Annotated in this window: 14 protein-coding genes and 1 tRNA gene; 10 read left to right on the plus strand and 5 right to left on the minus strand. The window is 69.7% G+C overall.

Annotated elements, in window-relative coordinates; genetic code table 11:
* From SREC43747_RS0117405 to SREC43747_RS0117415, 3 genes are all read left to right on the plus strand, one after another.
* The coding region (locus SREC43747_RS0117405) for a cbb3-type cytochrome c oxidase subunit I (protein WP_029722621.1) at positions 1-411 on the plus strand (411 nt) is incomplete at its 5' end.
* A 726-nt stretch (positions 412-1,137) separates the two neighbouring features.
* Positions 1,138-2,358, plus strand: coding sequence for an MFS transporter (locus SREC43747_RS0117410; RefSeq protein WP_051388122.1), 1,221 nt, complete (start codon positions 1,138-1,140; stop codon positions 2,356-2,358).
* 97 nt (positions 2,359-2,455) lie between these two features.
* The gene (locus tag SREC43747_RS0117415; protein ID WP_029722623.1) at positions 2,456-3,286 is read left to right on the plus strand and encodes an aldo/keto reductase; all 831 of its coding nucleotides are present in this window, start codon (positions 2,456-2,458) and stop codon (positions 3,284-3,286) included.
* A 120-nt stretch (positions 3,287-3,406) separates the two neighbouring features.
* Here SREC43747_RS0117415 and SREC43747_RS0117420 read toward each other — a convergent pair whose 3' ends face one another.
* Positions 3,407-4,558: an FAD-dependent monooxygenase gene (locus tag SREC43747_RS0117420; RefSeq protein ID WP_029722624.1), complete on the minus strand. Its 1,152-nt coding sequence runs from the start codon at positions 4,556-4,558 to the stop codon at positions 3,407-3,409.
* Between the two features lie 173 nt (positions 4,559-4,731).
* On the opposite strand from SREC43747_RS0117420, the gene SREC43747_RS0117425 reads away from it, so the two are divergent.
* A complete protein-coding gene (locus SREC43747_RS0117425) occupies positions 4,732-5,853 on the plus strand; it encodes a 5-methyltetrahydropteroyltriglutamate--homocysteine S-methyltransferase (protein ID WP_029722625.1) in 1,122 nt (373 codons plus the stop codon).
* A 78-nt stretch (positions 5,854-5,931) separates the two neighbouring features.
* Here SREC43747_RS0117425 and SREC43747_RS0117430 read toward each other — a convergent pair whose 3' ends face one another.
* Positions 5,932-6,129 carry a KOW domain-containing RNA-binding protein gene (locus SREC43747_RS0117430; protein ID WP_029722626.1) on the minus strand — a complete coding sequence of 66 codons (198 nt, stop codon included), beginning with the start codon at positions 6,127-6,129 and terminating at the stop codon, positions 5,932-5,934.
* A 185-nt stretch (positions 6,130-6,314) separates the two neighbouring features.
* Here SREC43747_RS0117430 and SREC43747_RS0117435 point away from each other — a divergent pair, with 185 nt between their 5' ends.
* A complete protein-coding gene (locus tag SREC43747_RS0117435) occupies positions 6,315-6,935 on the plus strand; it encodes a YigZ family protein (RefSeq protein WP_029722627.1) in 621 nt (206 codons plus the stop codon).
* Here SREC43747_RS0117435 and SREC43747_RS0117440 read toward each other — a convergent pair whose 3' ends face one another.
* On the minus strand, positions 6,936-7,553 hold the full coding sequence (locus tag SREC43747_RS0117440; RefSeq protein ID WP_029722628.1) for a TetR/AcrR family transcriptional regulator: 618 nt from the start codon (positions 7,551-7,553) through the stop codon (positions 6,936-6,938).
* 98 nt (positions 7,554-7,651) lie between these two features.
* Here SREC43747_RS0117440 and SREC43747_RS0117445 point away from each other — a divergent pair, with 98 nt between their 5' ends.
* Positions 7,652-8,797: a DUF418 domain-containing protein gene (locus SREC43747_RS0117445; RefSeq protein ID WP_029722629.1), complete on the plus strand. Its 1,146-nt coding sequence runs from the start codon at positions 7,652-7,654 to the stop codon at positions 8,795-8,797.
* A gap of 1 nt (position 8,798) precedes the next feature.
* On the opposite strand, the gene SREC43747_RS0117450 is transcribed toward SREC43747_RS0117445, so the two are convergent.
* Positions 8,799-9,368: a phosphatase PAP2 family protein gene (locus SREC43747_RS0117450; protein ID WP_160173026.1), complete on the minus strand. Its 570-nt coding sequence runs from the start codon at positions 9,366-9,368 to the stop codon at positions 8,799-8,801.
* A 170-nt stretch (positions 9,369-9,538) separates the two neighbouring features.
* Between SREC43747_RS0117450 and SREC43747_RS0117455 the strand changes: the two genes are divergently transcribed.
* The 4 genes from SREC43747_RS0117455 (at position 9,539) to SREC43747_RS0117470 (ending at position 12,998) form a co-directional block, all read left to right on the plus strand.
* The gene (locus tag SREC43747_RS0117455; RefSeq protein ID WP_029722632.1) at positions 9,539-10,087 is read left to right on the plus strand and encodes a chorismate mutase; all 549 of its coding nucleotides are present in this window, start codon (positions 9,539-9,541) and stop codon (positions 10,085-10,087) included.
* Positions 10,088-10,241: 154 nt separating this feature from the next.
* The gene (locus SREC43747_RS0117460) at positions 10,242-11,360 is read left to right on the plus strand and encodes an LLM class flavin-dependent oxidoreductase (protein ID WP_037332468.1); all 1,119 of its coding nucleotides are present in this window, start codon (positions 10,242-10,244) and stop codon (positions 11,358-11,360) included.
* 124 nt (positions 11,361-11,484) lie between these two features.
* Positions 11,485-11,886 carry a DUF5313 family protein gene (locus SREC43747_RS0117465; RefSeq protein WP_029722634.1) on the plus strand — a complete coding sequence of 134 codons (402 nt, stop codon included), beginning with the start codon at positions 11,485-11,487 and terminating at the stop codon, positions 11,884-11,886.
* Between the two features lie 626 nt (positions 11,887-12,512).
* Positions 12,513-12,998 (plus strand): nitroreductase family deazaflavin-dependent oxidoreductase, encoded by a 486-nt coding sequence (locus tag SREC43747_RS0117470; RefSeq protein ID WP_029722635.1) that lies wholly within the window; start codon positions 12,513-12,515, stop codon positions 12,996-12,998.
* Positions 12,999-13,476: 478 nt separating this feature from the next.
* Here the strand turns inward: SREC43747_RS0117470 and SREC43747_RS0117475 are convergent.
* Positions 13,477-13,552, minus strand: a tRNA-Lys gene (locus tag SREC43747_RS0117475).
* Between the last annotated feature and the right edge of the window lie 251 nt (positions 13,553-13,803).

The following is a 13,803-nucleotide window of genomic DNA, read 5'->3' on the forward strand; positions in this document are numbered from 1 at the left end:
AAGCTGCACTTCTGGCTGACCTTCATCGGGTTCCACACCACGTTCCTGGTGCAGCACTGGCTGGGCAACGAGGGCATGCCGCGCCGCTACGCCGACTACCTGCCGACAGACGGGTTCACCACGCTCAACGTGGTGTCCTCCATCGGGGCGTTCATCCTCGGCATCTCGATGCTCCCGTTCCTGTACAACGTGTTCAAGAGCGCCCGGTACGGCGTGGTCGTCCACGCCGACGACCCGTGGGGGCACGGCAACTCGCTGGAGTGGGCCACCTCCTGCCCACCGCCGCGGCACAACTTCACGACGCTGCCGCGGATCCGGTCGATCCGCCCGGCCTTCGAGCTGCACTACCCGCACTTGAGGGACCGGCTGGTCGAGGAGGCCTACGTCGGCCGCCGGCAGGCGAAGGAATGACCCGCTGCGCACCGGTCCCGGCCTGCCAGCGGAGCCGCCGACGACGGGTCGAGACCGGTTCGCACCGCTGAGCCCCGGGTCGTCCGGTGTTCGCCGGGGCGGTCGCCAGCGGGCCAGGACGCCCCGGAGCGGCCGGCGATCGGCGGGAATTCTTCCGCGCGAAGTGGTGTTGTCCGACCGCGAACTGGAAACCCGAGGGGTGGTGCGGCGCGCTCCGCCCCGCCGGGGACCGCCGGCCACGGGCTGACGCCCACCGGACGGGCAGCCACCGCGCCGGGGAAGGTGCGGGGGACCGCCGCGGAGCACCAGCGGGGTCTCGTGCGCCCGCCGCCCCGACCGCAACGGGCGGAACTGCTCGTCCCGCTGCGGCGGCGCACCAGCTGCCGGCGGCCCCGGGTCCGCGCCTTGCGGCGACCAACAAGTCCACTATGGAACTCCGTGCTGCGCCAACTAGCAGAATTCACAAGAACAACGCGGAAAAATGGGCACTCTGCCCAATAGGGTATCCACAGTGGTCTGCCGATTGGGCCGAATGGGGAAACCTTCCAGTGGCGCGGTTCATAACGCACTCCCGGAACACCCGGGGGTTGGTTACCGTTGAAACGACTTTGGGGGATCGTCAACGCGAGCCGGTTTCCTGAATCGTTCCCGGTGCCCGGTCACCAACAGCACGGCCAGCGGGCGCCGCCGTAATCGTCCGACACGTTCATCGCGGGGGAGACTTCTTTGCCCATTGCCCTGTTGGCACTGGCTATTGCTGCTTTCGGCATTGGCACGACCGAATTCGTGATGATGGGGCTGCTCCCCGAAGTGGCCTCCGATCTGGGCGCGACGATCCCGCAGGCCGGCGGCTACGTGTCGCTGTACGCGCTGGGGGTCGTGGTGGGCGCCCCGGTGCTGACGATGCTGGGGATGCGGTCCCGGCGCAAAGCGATCCTGCTGAACATGCTCGTGCTGTTCACCGCCGGGAACCTGTTCTCCGCCCTCGCCCCGACCCACGAGCTGCTCCTGGCCGCCCGGTTCATCGCGGGCCTGCCGCACGGCGTGTTCTTCGGCATCGGCGCGGTGGTCGCGGCCAACCTGGTCACCCAGGACAAGCGCGCCCAGGCGATCTCGATGATGTTCATCGGGTTGACCGTGGCCAACATCGTCGGGGTCCCGGCGGGCACCCTGCTGGGCCAGCAGCTCGGTTGGCGGTGGGCGTTCGCCCTGGTCGCCCTGATCGGCGTGGTGGCCCTGGGCGCGGTGGCGGCGCTGGTGCCGAACCAGCCGAAGCCGGAGAACGTCAGCGTGCGCGGCGAGCTGCGGGCCTTCCGCCGGCCGCAGGTGTGGTTGGCGTTCGCCGTGGTGGTGTTCGGCTTCGCCGCGACCTTCTCCTTCTACAGCTACATCAAGCCGGTGCTGACCGATGTGACCGGGTACACGCCCGGCGCGGTGACCGTCCTGCTGGCGCTGTTCGGCGTCGGCATGACCGTGGGCACCGCGGTCGGCGGCCGCCTGGCCGACCGGGCCCCCATGCGAACGCTGTACGTGTTCCTGACGGCGCTCGCCGGAAGCCTGGGCCTGTTCGTGCTCACCGCGCACAACGCGGTCCTCGCCGCGATCACCGTGTTCCTGATCGGTGCCACGGGGTTCGCCGCGATCCCCAGCATCCAGGCGCGGATCCTCGACCAGGCCAAGGAAGCCCCGGCGCTCGGCTCGGCCAGCATCCAGTCCACCTTCAACATCGCCAACTCGCTGGGCGCCTACCTGGGCGGCATGGTGATCGCCGCCGGGTTCGGCCTGACCGCGCCGAGCTGGGTGGGGGCCCTGCTGGCGCTGAGCGGCCTGGGCTTCGCGGTGCTGTCCGGGTGGCTGGACCGCCGTCCGCAGCGCCCGGAGGTGGTCACTTCGCACCGCGCCTCGGACACCGGGCAGGTGCCGCAGGAAACCGTGGAGATCCGCTGATCACAATTCCGGTCGGCCAGGAATGCGCAGCCGCCGCACCGGGTTGACCGGAGTGATCGCAACCAGCACTGAACCAACAGGAGAGAAGGGGGCTTCCATGGCTCAGGTTCCCAACGTCGAGCTCAACACCGGCGCGAAGATGCCCCAGCTGGGCTTCGGGGTCTTCCTGGTCCCGCCGGACGAGGTCGTGGAGCCGGTGCGCACCGCCCTGGAGGCCGGGTACCGCAGCATCGACACCGCAGCGGTGTACGGCAACGAGGAGGGCGTCGGCAAGGCCATCGCCGAGTCGGGCATCAAGCGCGAGGACCTGTTCATCACCACCAAGCTCTGGAACGACGCCCAGGGCTACGACAGCGCGCTGCGGGCCTTCGACGAGAGCTTGAACCGGCTGGGGCTGGACTACGTCGACCTGTACCTGATCCACTGGCCGGTGCCCGCCCAGGACCGCTACGTCGAGACCTGGAAGGCGTTCGAGAAGATCCACTCCGAGGGCCGGGCCAAGGCCATCGGCGTGTCCAACTTCCACGTCCCGCACCTGCGCCGGCTGATGGAAGAGACCAGCGTGGTGCCCGCCGTCAACCAGATCGAGCTGCACCCGAACCTGCAGCAGCAGGAGCTGCGGGCGTTCCACGCCGAGCACGGGATCGTCACCGAGGCCTGGAGCCCGCTGGGCCGCAACAACGGTCTGCTGGACACCGACACCATCAAGTCGCTGGCGGAGAAGTACGGCAAGACCCCGGCCCAGATCGTGCTGCGCTGGCACGTCCAGCTGGGCAACGTGACCATTCCGAAGTCGGTCACCCCCTCCCGGATCCGGGAGAACATCGACGTGTTCGACTTCGAGCTGGCCGCCGACGACCTCAAGGAGATCGAAACCCTGGAGAACGGGCAGCGCGTCGGCCCGGACCCGGAGACCTTCAACGGCTGAGGCCCCAGCCGTCGGCGGTTCGCCCGAACCGCGCCTGGACAGCAGGAAGGGAACTTCCCCGTCGGATCCGGCGGGGAAGTTCCCTTCTCGTCTGTTCGGACGAATTCGCCGACCGCGGTGTCACGCGACCCGCACGCGCGGGGTCCGGGTCAGCTTCTGCAGCACGTTGCTGCCGGCCCGCAGGGTGGCGACCTGGGAGCGGGTGGCGAGCCAGCCGGGGAACTTCGCCAGCCGCTGCAGCGGTGTGCTGCGCTGTTTGATGGTCAGCGCGGCGGTGCGGGAAATCTTGCTCACCCGGGGGCGGCGTTCGGCCTCGTAGGCCCGCAGCAGGGCACCGGGTTCGCCGCTGGCGCCGGCCAGGTGTTGGCTGAGCAGCCACGCGTCTTCCAAGGTCTGGTTGGCGGCTTGCGCGACCACCGGCGGCATGGCGTGCGCGGCATCGCCGATCAGCGTGCTGCGGGGGCCGCCCCAGACCCGCGGGATCCGGTGGCGGACGTGGGGGAAGAACCCGAGGTCGTCGTCGGTGACCGAGGCCAGCAGGGCGCGCACCGGTTCCGGGTAGTCGCGGAAGAGCCGCCGCAGGGCGGCGATCGAGTGGATCGGGTCGCCTTCCTTCCACGGCATGTCGAACCACCAGTGCAGCAACCCGTTGCCGGTGGGGATCAGCCCGCAGTGCGCGTAGCGCCCGGCGATGTTGAGCGTGCGGTTCCCGTGCGCCACCGGCAGGTCGCTGGGCGTGAGGCCTTGCCAGCTGGCCCAGCCGGCCGGTTTGGCGGGCCGCTTGTCGAGCAGCCCGCGGCGCACCGCGGAGCGGTGCCCGTCGGCACCGATGACCAGGTCACCGGTGGCCGTGCTGCCGTCGTCGAAGTGGGCGACCACGTGGTCGGGGTGTTCGGTGACGCGCACGCAGCGCTTGCCGAACTGGACGACTCCGGCTGCCAGGGGTTCGGCGAGGGCGGCGATCAACCGCTCGCGCGGGATCTGCACGGTGGGGCTGCCGAGTTCGGCGGTCACCGCGGCCAGGTCGGCTTCCCACAGGAACCGCCCGGTTTCGGTCATGGCCCGCAGGCTGGTCAGCACTCGGCCGAGCGGCTCGATGTCCACGCCGAGTTCACGGAGCGCTCGGGTGCCGTTGCTCCAAATGGTCAATCCGGCTCCCCCGGTGCGGAGCTGCTCGGCGTGCTCGAAGACCTGCACCTGGTGGCCGTGGCGGATCAGCCCGTTGGCGACGGCGAGTCCTCCGACACCTGCTCCGATAACGAGAACCCGCATCTTCTCCGTCCGTGTTCCTGTTCCTGGCTGCCGCCGCCGATTTTATCGGCGCGGGGCCTTCCACCCGGTTGTCGTTGGTCACACCGAGTAAGCGGGGAACCGGAGAAGTGGTCGCCCCGGTGAGCGAAAGAAGCCTCTGGGCCCGGGCGCGGTTGCGCACTATGTTGCTGGTCATGAGCCCTCGTGTGAAACCCCCATTCCGTGCCGACCACGTCGGAAGCCTGCTCCGCCCGGAGCGCCTGCTGCGGGCCCGCGACGAGCACGCCGCCGGGAGGCTGACGGCTGAGCAACTGCGGCAGATCGAGGACGAGGAGATCGCCGAAGTCGTGGCGATGCAGGAGGAGGTGGGGCTGTCCAGCGCCACCGACGGGGAGTTCCGCCGCACCTCCTGGCACATGGACTTCCTCTACCAGCTGGACGGTGTGGAGCAGGGCACCGATCGCAGCCTGAAGGTCCAGTTCCGCAACGAGCGGGGCGAGCTCGAGTTCACCACCCCGGACCTGCAGGTCACCGGGAAGATCGGGCTGAGCAAGACCATCTTCGGCGACCACTTCACCTACCTGACCAAGCAGGTCAAGACGGCGACCCCGAAGATCACCATCCCGTCCCCGGGGATGCTGCACTACCGGGGCGGCCGGGCGGCCATCGACGAGAAGGTGTACCCGGACCTGGCCGAGTTCCGGGCCGACCTGGCGGCCGCCTACCGCAAGCAGGTCCGCGCGCTGGCCGACCTGGGCTGCCACTACCTGCAGCTGGACGACACCAGCCTGGCCTACCTCAACGACCCGAAGCAGCGCGCCCAGATCGCCGCGCGCGGGGAGGACGCCGAGCACGCGCACCTGCAGACCATCGAGCTGATCAACGCCTCGCTGCGGGACCGGCCGGAAACCCTGTCGGTGACCACTCACATGTGCCGGGGCAACTACCGCTCCTCCTGGGCGGCCGAGGGCGGCTACGACTTCGTGGCCGAGGCGCTGTTCAACGAGCTCGACGTGGACGGCTTCTTCCTCGAATTCGACGACGAGCGCTCCGGTTCGTTCGCCCCGCTGCGGTTCGTGCCCAAGGGCAAGACGGTGGTGCTGGGGTTGGTGACGACCAAGCACGGCGAGCTGGAGAGCAAGGACGCGCTCAAGCGCCGGATCGAGGAGGCGACCAAGTACATCGACATCGATCAGCTGTGCTTGTCCCCGCAGTGCGGGTTCGCCTCCACCAAGGAGGGCAACGAGCTCAGCTACGAGCAGCAGGTGGCCAAGCTGCGGCTGGTCGTGGAGACCGCCAAGGAAGTCTGGGGCTGAGCCGGAACTGCACAACCCTGCGCAGGCACGCACCCGTCCGGGCGCGCTGCCTGTGCAGGGCGTTCCGGACTGGTCATCTCACGCTGCTTCCAGAAACTGGCCGGCCACCAGGCCGGGTTCTTCCGCGTCGTCGAACCGCACCCACAGCACCGGGCCGTCGAAGGCTTCCGGCAGCCCGGTGGCGGTTTTGACGACGATTCCGGTCTTGCCCCGGAAGCGGCCGAACGTGGCGCGCACCCGGGTTCCTGGTTCGAACGGGCTTTCCGTCTGGTCCATGGGGGCGACGTTACGTGTCCGGCCGCGGTGGCGAAATCCGGATTCCCGCTATGTGCGATTTGGCGCACGATGCGGTGAGCAGCTCCCCGGGTGCGAGGATGAGGGTTGTGCGGAGTGCCCGGGCGCGGTTTCCGGAGAGCGGACAGCCGGGTCGCCGGGCTGGCGGTGCCGGATGAGAGGGCTGGATGCGGACCATCAAGCAGGCTGGCGAGTACGAGCTCGAGGTGAAGAAGTCCCGTTTCCTGTGCGCACTGCAGCGGGTGAGCACCGAGGACGAGGCTCGTGATTTCATCCTGCAGCGCCGCAAGCTCCACCACGAGGCCCGGCACAACTGCTCGGCGTTCGTGGTCGGGGACGACGGCCGGGTGCAGAAGTCCAGCGATGACGGCGAGCCCGCCGGCACGGCCGGGATCCCGATGCTGGAGGTGCTGCGCCGCAACGAGGTGACGAACGTGGTCGCGGTGGTCACCCGGTACTTCGGCGGTGTGCTGCTGGGCGCGGGTGGTCTGGTGCGCGCCTACAGCAGCGCGGTTTCGGGGGCGCTGGAGCAGGTGGGGCTGGTGGAGCGGCAGCCGGTCCGGATCGTCTCCACCACCGTGGACTACCAGCTGGCGGGGAAGTTGGAGAACGAGCTGCGCACCGCTGGCTACCAGGTGGCGGAGGTGGAGTACCTGGACCGGGTGCGCTTCCGGCTGCACGTCCCGGACACCGCGGTGGCGGACTTCCGGTCGTGGTTGGCCGAGGCGACCGGGGGCGCCGCCGAGGCGGAGCTGGAGGGCCTGACGCACGCCGAGGTGGAGGTCTGATCAGCTCCGCTCCGGCTGGTCGGGCTGCCCGAACAGGCCGTCCAGGTAGTAGTCGACGGTGTCGATCGCTTGCTGGCGGCTGCGGTGGCCGAGCAGCAGGCCGACCGACAGGCCGTCGGGCACGGCGAGCAGGATTTCGGCTTCCCGCTCCGGGTCGACGTCCCGGACCAGCGCTCCGGCTTCTCGGGCGCTGCGCAGCAGGTCGCTGACGAGCTTTTCGAGCTCGGGCCAGAACTTCCGGTAGCTGGCGGCGAGTTCTGCGGAGTTGACCGCCCGCAGGGTGAACGCGACGAAGGTCAGGAATTCCTGCCGGCTCTCCTCGGTGAGGGCGAGCATTTCCAGCATCAGCGCCCGGAGCACTTCCCGGGGCGAGGGTTGCGGCATCTCCTCGAGGCGGTGGCGGATGCGCTGCTCGGCCCGGCGGTTCACGTGGTCGAGGGCGTGCAGGAGCATGGCGTCCTTGCTGTTGAAGTAGTGCTGCACCGCCCCCATGGACAGGCCGGCTTCGGTCGCCACGTCGCGCAGGGTGACCGCTTCCAGGCCGCCTTCGCTGGCCAGTCGCAGCAGCGCTTCGGCGATCTGGGTGCGACGGGCTTCGTGGTCAACGCGTTTGGGCACCGACGAACCTTTCCAATGCGATTGTATTGCGAAAACCGGGCCGGATTTTTACCATGCAGTTGCATGGTAACTTTGCGCATCGACCCGCTGGGGCACGGATGACCGTCGCACCGACCTCCACCGCCACCGCTCGCCGCATCGCCGCCCTCGACGTGATCCGCGGCATCGCCATCGCCGGAACGCTCGGCACCAACATCTGGATCTTCACCGACCCGCGGGGACCCGCCGCAGCACTGGGCCCCGCGTCGTCGGCCGACTTCGCCGCCCTCTTCGAATCCGCTCTGCTCCTGCTCACCAACGGCAAGTTCCTCGCCCTGCTGACCATGCTGTTCGGCATCGGCCTGGAACTGCAGTACCGCTCCGCGCTCCGCCGCGGCCGCACCTGGCCGGGCTGGTACCTGTGGCGAGCCGCCCTGCTGTTCGTCGAAGGCCTGCTGCACTACGTCCTGGTCTTCGAGTACGACGTGCTGATGAGCTACGCGGTGACCTCGGTGCTGGTCGCCTTCCTGATCGGGCGCAGCGAGCGGGCGGTCAACTGGTGGATGGGCGCGATGGCCACCGCGCACGTGCTGTTCATCGGCCTGCTCACCGCTGCGCTGGTGAGCGGGACCGCCAAGCTCGACACCGGCGCGTCGGCGCCTTTCCCGCAGCACGACTACCCCGCCCAGGTCGCCGCCCGGTTGAGCAACTGGCCCGAGTACCGGCTCGAGGCCATCTTCATCATCCCCATGTCGGCGTTCCTGTTCCTGCTCGGCGCCAAGCTGCACCGGGCCGGGGTGTTCGAGGCCGGCAACCAGCGCCTGCGCAACCGGCTGATGCTGATCGGCTTCGGCGTGGGCGGACCGCTGAACCTGGTCACCGCCTTCGCCGGCGAGGAGTGGTTCGTGGTGGACCGCTACCTGTTGCCGCCGCTGATCGCCGCCGGCCTGCTCGGCCTGGTCCCCACCGCGCTGCACCGCGCGTCCCGCGGCGCCGGGCCGCTGCGGAACGGGCTGACCGCCGTCGGCCGGACCGCGCTGTCGTGCTACGTCTTCCAGAACCTGGCGGCCGCCGTCCTGTGCTACGGCTGGGGCCTCGGCCTGGCCGAGGAGCTCGACGCGCTGCGCCCGTGGTGGGTGCTCCTGGCCTGGGCCGGCATCTTCCTGACCTGCGCGGTCGGCGCCTCGCTGTGGCTGCGCAAGTTCAGCCGCGGCCCGGTCGAACTCGTCTGGCACTGGGCCCACCAAGCCCCGCAGCGCCGGTGACCTACCCCTCCTCCGGCGCACGCGCCGCGAGCACCCGGCGCCGAACGATCGAGCCGCTCGCCCACACCACCACCGCGGCGACCATTCCGCCGACGAAGAACCCCAGCAGGACGTCGTGCGGGTAGTGCACGCCGATGAAGACGCGGGAGAACCCCTCCAGCAGGGCCAGCAGCACGACCAGCGAGGTGATCTTGCGCCACTGCGCGGCCAAGGCCACCGCGAAAGCCGCCGCGATCGCGGAGTGGTTGCTCGGCAGCGACCAGTCGTCGTGCTCCGGGCACTGCGCGAGCACCTCGTCCAGCAGGCCCAGCTCCCGGCAGGGCCGGACCTGGCGGACCACCTCCTTGGTGAGGTCGCTGACCAGCCAGCCCAGGGCCGCGGCCAGCAGCGGCACCGCGAGCGCGGTGATCGTCCTGGCGAACCACCAGTGCAGCGCCGCCAACGCGATGAACACCACCAGCAGCCCTTGGGTGGCGAACAAGGCGAAGTCGTGCACCCAGGGCGGGGTGGTCAGGGCCCACTGGGTGATCGAACGGTAGAGAGCAGCGCTGGTGTCCAGGACGTTCCACACCGGTCCCACGATACGAAAGTCGCGCAGCGACCGCGTTCGAACACCTGCTCCGCGGTCGTTTCCCACCGGGCGCGAACGGGAATTCCACCTGTTGGCAAGGAGTTCCGCTCCCGCGCACCGCTGCGGAATACTGCTTCCGTCCACTTCAGCCAGCACGTCGGGAGGAAGCGTTGCGCGCCCTGTTCGCCGCCGCAGCCGCTCTGTTCGCGCTCAGCCCTGCCCACGCGACCGCGACCACGTCGTTCGAGCCGCTGGTCGGGACGGCCGCCGAGCGGGTGCTGGTCTCCGATCGGGTCGCTGCCGCGAAGTGGGGCACCGACCTGCCGATCGAGGATCCGCAGCGCGAGGAGCAGGTGCTGGCCGACGCGGCGGAGCGGGCGGTCGAGCTGGGCATCGACCCGGCCGTGGCGCGGGAGGTCTTCCGGGACCAGATCGAGGCGAGCAAGCTCGTGCAGCGCGCGCTGCACGCCCACTGGGCCGCGCACCCGCAGCAGCAACCGGACGAACGACCGGACTTGGCGGACATCCGCCCGGAGATCGACCGGTTGAACGAGCAGCTGCTGCTGCAGTTGCGGGACACCGCGCAGCTGCGCGGCACGCCCTCCTGCCCTGGCCGGTTGACGGTCGCCTACCAGCACATCCGGTTCGAGCTGCAGCTGGACCCGCTGCACCGCACCGGGCTGGCCCGGGCCCTGTCCTCGGTGTGCTGGCGGGGTTGAGGCCGCCTCCTCGGGTATCCGTGCTGTTGCGCGGGACGGTTCCGCCGCCTGCGACCGCGCCGGGGACCGGTTCGCAGCCGGGAATAACCTTCCTAGGAAGAATCTTATATGTAAGGTAGGCGGTACCGGCACGCAGCAACCACAGGAGGCTCGCATGCAGTTCGGCGTGTTCACCGTCAGCGACGTCACCACCGACCCCACCACCGGCAAGACCCCCAACGACACCGAGCGGGTGCGCTCCATCCTGAAGATCGCGCAACACGCCGACCAGGCCGGCCTGGACGTCTTCGCCACCGGCGAGCACCACAACCCGCCGTTCGTGGCCTCGTCACCGACCACGCTGCTCGGCTACCTGGCCGGGACCACCAAGAACGTCGTCCTCTCCACCTCCACCACCCTGATCACCACCAACGACCCGGTGAAGATCGCCGAGGACTACGCCATGCTGCAGGTGATCTCCGACGGCCGGATGGACCTCATGCTGGGCCGCGGGAACACCCCGCAGGTCTACCCGTGGTTCGGCCAGGACATCCGGCAGAGCATGGCGCTCGCCTTCGAGAACTACGCGCTGCTGCGCAAGCTCTGGGAAGAGGAAGTCGTCGACTGGGAAGGCAAGTTCCGCACCCCGCTGCGCGGCTTCACCTCCACCCCGCGCCCGCTGGACGGGGTGCCGCCGTTCGTCTGGCACGGCTCGATCCGCAGCCCGGAGATCGCCGAACAAGCCGCCTACTACGGCGACGGCTTCTTCCACAACAACATCTTCTGGCCGATGTCGCACACCAAGAAGATGGTGACCTACTACCGCCGCCGCTACGAGCAGTACGGCCACGGCCGAGCCGATCAAGCCATCGTCGGCCTGGGCGGCCAAGCCTTCATGCGCAAGCGCTCCCAAGACGCCTGGAACGAGTTCCGCCCCTACTTCGACAACGCCCCGGTCTACGGCCACGGCCCGTCGATGGAGGAGTTCACCTCGGTGACCCCGCTCACCGTGGGCAGCCCGCAGCAGGTCATCGAGCGGTACGCGACCATGCGCGAACACGTCGGCGACTACCAGCGGCAGCTCTTCCTGATCGACCACGCCGGGCTGCCGCTGAAGACGGTGCTGGAGCAGATCGACCTCCTCGCCGAGGAAGTCGTCCCCGTGCTGCGCAAGGAGATGGAAGCCAAGCGACCGGCCCACGTGCCGTCGGACCCGCCGAGCCACGCCGAGCGGGTCGCCCGGGCCAAGGCCGAGGAGACCGCGGAACCGCAGCAACCCCCGACTCAGCCCTGACGGTCGAACCGGCGATACTGGCCGTTCCACCCATTTCGCCCGGGGGATTTCCGCGCCGGCAGTCCTCCGGCGCGGCTCGAGTAGGTCCGGACCTCGTCCGGCTCGGCTTCCGCGAAGGAGTGTCATGGTTGCCAACCCGCCGAAACCACGTCCCAATCCCGCGTTGTGGCTGTGGTACGCGTTCGGCGGCCGGTTGCCCGACAAGTACCGGGACTGGGTGCTGCACGACGTGACCTGCCGCACCTGGGTGCTGCGGCATCTCGGCCGCAGCCTGGTGCAGGTCACCCCGGGACTGCTGTTCTTGCTGCTGCCCGGCCCCCTGTGGATCAGCGCCCTGGCCATCTTCGGCGGTGTGCTGCTCGCCCTGCTGTACTCGGTGGCCTACATGGAGCACACCACCGAGCACCGCCTGCACAAGCACGGGTTCCCGCTCGGCACCGGCAAAGCCACCCGAGAAGAAGCCCAAGCCCAGGCCCGCGCGGCCCGGGCCGCCCGCTACGCGCAGAACTACCGGGGCGGCGAGTAGCGCGACCACCCGGGCGCTCCGGAGCACCCTTCCGGTCGGCCGGCCGCGGGAGATCGGTCGGTCGACCGGTGCTCAGCGGCGGGCCAGCCGAGCCGCCCCGTTCCGTCCACATCAGACAGGATTCGAGCGCCCGCCCGGGATCGGCTCCCCGGTCAACGGCGCCAGGACTGCGGCTCCACGACGCTCCCCGCTCCCGGCGCGGAAGTGCGCGAAACGGCGCCCGGCCGCTGCCCGCCGTGCGCCAGCACCTCGACAGCGCGACTTCCACATCCAGCACCTCGGACGCCACGCGCCCGCAGCCCACCCGATTGGCCACCGGCGCGTCCCCTGCCACGTCCTCGGCGCACGAGCAGGTCGCCAGGGCCGGGCCGGACGGACCGCGCCCGGGCAGCAGGTGCTGCCCCTCCAGCTGAGCGCCGGGAACCCCGCGACGACCGCGAGCCGACCGCACCAGGTCCCGCTGCGGGCCGATCGGACGAGACCCGAACACGTCGGTGCAGAAGCGCACCGAGCGGCGCCAGTCGCGGGCGATGACGTTGGTGCGCGCAGCGAGCCGGAACCCCCATCCGCCCGCGGTAGCGTGGGCCCGGCGGAACCAGCGGCCACGAGCTCGGAGGAAGTCCGCGATGGAGATCGCTCGCCCTCTCGCGCCACCGACCGGGTGGAAGGCGTTCCTGTTCCGGCTGCCCGTCCACCTCTACCGAGCACGGCTGGGCTGGCTGCTCGGCAGCCGCTTCCTGTTCTTGACGCACATCGGCCGCAAGTCCGGGAGACCTCGCCACACCGTCGTCGAAGTGGCGCGCCGGCACAGCACCGGCTACGACGTCTGCTCCGGGTTCGGCGAACGCTCCCAGTGGTACCGCAACGTGCTGGCGAACCCGCGCGTCACCATCCAAGTCGGACGGTTCAGGGCGAGCGCCGAAGCCGTTCCGCTCGACCCCGATCAGGGCGAGGAAGTCATCGTCGACTACGCCCGCCGCCACCCGAGGGCGGCGAAGCACCTGTGCCGCGCCATGGGGTTCGTCGTCGACGGCAGCGAATCCGACTACCGCGAGGTCGGCCGCCGCCTGCCGTTCGTCCGCTTCGTGCCGGACCTCGACTCGACGCCATGACCGCGCCGGAGCGACCCGCACCCCATGTTGACCACAGTGGATGATCCAGGACGGCTGCCTCCGCGGCGGTCCTCCTCCCACCGGTGGTGCACGGCCGAAGGGGAACGGCGCTGCAGCCCACCGGCGCGTTCCGCGAAGCGCGGCCACTGGAGGAGGAATCCGATGGCGACCACGAGCGCGACCCTCGTGCTGCTGCCCACGACGACAGCGGTGGTGCCCTCGAGGGGAGGCGAGCACTCCGCGGACGGGAACCCGCACCCCTCCTCCACCACCCGCGCGGCCGGAAGGGCGAGGAGACCACCACGACCCCACCGCACCAGGACGGCACGTCGGTTCCGGGATGGAGGAGCACGTGAGAACACCTGCGGCGGCGGACATCGCCAGCACAGCGGGCGCCGCACCCGCGCGGGAACACCGCAGGAGGGAGTCGAGGTGGTCGATCTCGACTCCCGTCGCAGATCGGCCGGATGGACCGGTGTGGTGGGCCGCCAGGGGATCGAACCCTGAACCCGCGGATTAAAAGTCCGCTGCTCTGCCAGTTGAGCTAACGGCCCGCAGGGACAAGGTTACAGGGTAGCGGTGATCTAGCGCTCCCCCGGTCGCGATTACCGGCAAACCCCGAGGAAGAACGGCTGTAATCCGGATCACGCCGGCACCGCGGCCGGATCGTCCTGCACCACCTTCACCTTGCTGACCCGCTCGTGCCAGCAAGGTGAAGGTGGTGCAGGACGATCCGGTCGCGATTACCGGCAAACCCCGAGGAAGAACGGCTGTAATCGCGACCGGGGGAGCGCTAGATAGATCG

This window comes from Saccharopolyspora rectivirgula DSM 43747, from assembly GCF_000497205.1.
Taxonomy (GTDB): Bacteria; Actinomycetota; Actinomycetes; order Mycobacteriales; family Pseudonocardiaceae; genus Saccharopolyspora; species Saccharopolyspora rectivirgula.

Coding starts and splice junctions, on each gene's coding strand:
- SREC43747_RS0117415 (WP_029722623.1), top strand. CDS start 2,456: ATGGCTCAGGTTCCCAACGTCGAGCTCAACACCGGCGCGAAGATGCCC.
- SREC43747_RS0117420 (WP_029722624.1), bottom strand. CDS start 4,558: ATGCGGGTTCTCGTTATCGGAGCAGGTGTCGGAGGACTCGCCGTCGCC.
- SREC43747_RS0117425 (WP_029722625.1), top strand. CDS start 4,732: ATGAGCCCTCGTGTGAAACCCCCATTCCGTGCCGACCACGTCGGAAGC.
- SREC43747_RS0117430 (WP_029722626.1), bottom strand. CDS start 6,129: ATGGACCAGACGGAAAGCCCGTTCGAACCAGGAACCCGGGTGCGCGCC.
- SREC43747_RS0117435 (WP_029722627.1), top strand. CDS start 6,315: ATGCGGACCATCAAGCAGGCTGGCGAGTACGAGCTCGAGGTGAAGAAG.
- SREC43747_RS0117445 (WP_029722629.1), top strand. CDS start 7,652: ATGACCGTCGCACCGACCTCCACCGCCACCGCTCGCCGCATCGCCGCC.
- SREC43747_RS0117460 (WP_037332468.1), top strand. CDS start 10,242: ATGCAGTTCGGCGTGTTCACCGTCAGCGACGTCACCACCGACCCCACC.
- SREC43747_RS0117465 (WP_029722634.1), top strand. CDS start 11,485: ATGGTTGCCAACCCGCCGAAACCACGTCCCAATCCCGCGTTGTGGCTG.
- SREC43747_RS0117470 (WP_029722635.1), top strand. CDS start 12,513: ATGGAGATCGCTCGCCCTCTCGCGCCACCGACCGGGTGGAAGGCGTTC.